The sequence below is a fragment of the Cohaesibacter sp. CAU 1516 genome (genome assembly GCF_005771485.1).
Taxonomy (GTDB): domain Bacteria; phylum Pseudomonadota; class Alphaproteobacteria; order Rhizobiales; family Cohaesibacteraceae; genus Cohaesibacter; species Cohaesibacter intestini.
On sequence record NZ_VANT01000033.1, the window covers coordinates 1 to 2245 of the forward strand.

The 2245-nt window shown below is 50.1% G+C and carries 4 protein-coding genes; all 4 read left to right on the plus strand.

Annotation, left to right across the window (positions count from 1 at the left end):
• The first annotated feature begins 315 nt into the window (after window positions 1-315).
• Window positions 316-597 (plus strand): hypothetical protein, encoded by a 282-nt coding sequence (locus FDK21_RS20455; protein ID WP_138150706.1) that lies wholly within the window; start codon window positions 316-318, stop codon window positions 595-597.
• Entirely contained in the window at window positions 594-1268 is a 675-nt protein-coding gene (locus FDK21_RS20460) for a L,D-transpeptidase (RefSeq protein ID WP_138150707.1), read from the plus strand. The genes FDK21_RS20455 and FDK21_RS20460 overlap by 4 nt, the downstream gene beginning before the upstream one ends.
• A 9-nt stretch (window positions 1269-1277) precedes the next feature.
• The gene (locus FDK21_RS20465; RefSeq protein WP_246657649.1) at window positions 1278-1766 is read left to right on the plus strand and encodes a cytochrome c; all 489 of its coding nucleotides are present in this window, start codon (window positions 1278-1280) and stop codon (window positions 1764-1766) included.
• Window positions 1763-2245: multicopper oxidase domain-containing protein (locus FDK21_RS20470; RefSeq protein WP_138150709.1), on the plus strand; the 483-nt coding region annotated here is incomplete at its 3' end. The genes FDK21_RS20465 and FDK21_RS20470, both read left to right, overlap by 4 nt.

A 2245-nucleotide genomic window follows, 5' to 3' on the forward strand; every position in this document is an offset into this window, starting at 1 on the left:
GGTGGACTGCTCTTTTTATCTGCCATTTATCGCGTCAGCATTTGCTTCTTCAGGCAAAGGATTTGATGACATTGTGCTTTATGCCATTGAGCCAATTGTTCCAACCGGCTTTCTGCGCCCTCCAATAGCCTGACCCCAATCTGATTGCCATCCATCGGCTCGTTTGCAGCGAGCTGACATGTTTTTCGTGCGAGAAATTCCGCTCGAAATACCTCTGCTGTATTGGCACTCAGGACCTATTTTTCTTTCCAAAATTTGCATCAATTGGTTCGAGCTGGCTGCTGAAAAGCCCAAGCTTGGCAACGGGTATATAAAATGACCGATAAAACCTTGGAACTCCCAACTTCTTCAGTGTTGGGGCGCCTCATTCCAAAAACTGGCCATGGTTGGATCATGGCCGCATGCTGCGTGCTGATGTTTACCGCTGCGGGTTCCGCATTAATCGGTGCTGAAAGCCAGTCTTTATCCAGCATTCTATGGAGTATGGCTCCAATTGCCGGGTGTTTGGCGATGCATAGCGTCATGCATAAATTCATGGGCAAATCCTGCCATGAAGATAACAAGGATACGCCTTCCAAGTCGGGAGGTGAAACATGATCCACACCAACGTGTCACGCCGAAAGTTTCTGGCTGGATCTTACATTCTTCTGGCCGGAACCCTCGCAGGCTGCAGCCGTAATACCAAGACGAATGCCGAACTTGGGTCTCCAGCGCTGCCCAGTGCTTTTGCGTCGATGTACGGACCATTGCCCAATGAACAATTTCCGCTTCCAGCAATCAATCTAGACAAGATTCCGGAACGGTTTTTGCGGCGCGAAATCGCCTATCAGACAAATGAGAATGTGGGCACGATCATTGTCGATACGAAGAACTATTTTCTCTATCTGATTCAGGAGAACGGCAGAGCGATACGCTATGGGGTGGGACTGGGACGAGCCGGTTTTGAATGGTCTGGTCGTGCTTTTGTGGCAAGAAAAGCCGTTTGGCCAACATGGACACCTCCCGAAGATATGATTGCTCGACAGCCCGAGTTGGAGCAATGGAGTTGGAAAAATGGCGGTATGCCGGCAGGGCTCGACAATCCTTTGGGTGCTAGAGCGCTATATATCTATCAGGGTAGCAAAGACACGCTTTATCGCCTGCATGGCACCGCAGAGATCTGGTCAATTGGCAAGGCAGTCTCATCTGGCTGTGTCCGTATGCTCAATCAGGACATCATAGATCTTCACAGGCGCGTCCCCAATCAGACGCCCATTGTTGTGTTGTAGGAGACAGATATGAACATGAATAGAGGCCTCCTTGTTGTTACGATTTCCGCTGGCGTTTTGGCCTTTCTTTCAGGTGCTTTGTACTTCACCCAAATAAAAGCAGAGGGTGCCCTGCTTAAACCGGGCGATAGCAAGATCGTCGCATTGGGGCAATCGCTTTATCAGGACAATTGCGCGTCTTGCCATGGGGACAATCTAGAAGGTCAACCAGATTGGCAAAGCCAAAATGAACAAGGCAGATTACCTGCGCCGCCGCATGATGAGACGGGCCACACTTGGCATCACACAGATGACCTGCTTTTTGGATTGACCAAGCTGGGTATCGCGAAGATGGCCAAGCTTAAAAACCATGAAACCGACATGCCCGCCTATGAGGGAACACTGACAGACGATGAAATCATCGCGGTTCTCTCCTTTATAAAAAGCCGGTGGCCCCAAGAAATCAGAGACATGCACGACGAACGTAACCGGATTACCGCGGAAAGGGAGAAACAATGAACAGACGCCAGTTTCTGACGGCAACCGCTGTTGCCGGGGGCAGCCTTGCGGGGCTGTATGCATTGAGTAACGGTAGTGATTTGAGCGCAGCAACGCTTGCAAACAAACCCAGACTTAAAATGCCTCCGCTACTGGATACACGCCAAAGCAAAACGGCTGAACTTGTAGCACAAAAAGGGTCTTCAACATTTGTTGGAAACGCCGCGAGCCAGACATTTGGTTTCAATCAACCTTATCTGGGGCCAACGCTCGTCATTGAAAAAGGCGACTTCAATCCTGTTGTTAAAAATCAGCTTTCGCGCCCTATAAGCGTCCATTGGCATGGGCTTTTAGTGCCCGGAGAGCATGACGGGGGGCCGCATATCCCCGTCACAAAGGGCCAAGAGTGGCGTCCAGAAATGTTGATTGATCAGTCTCCAGCGACTGTTTGGTACCACACTCATATTCACCAACAAACAGCGCATGATGTTCACAAGGGA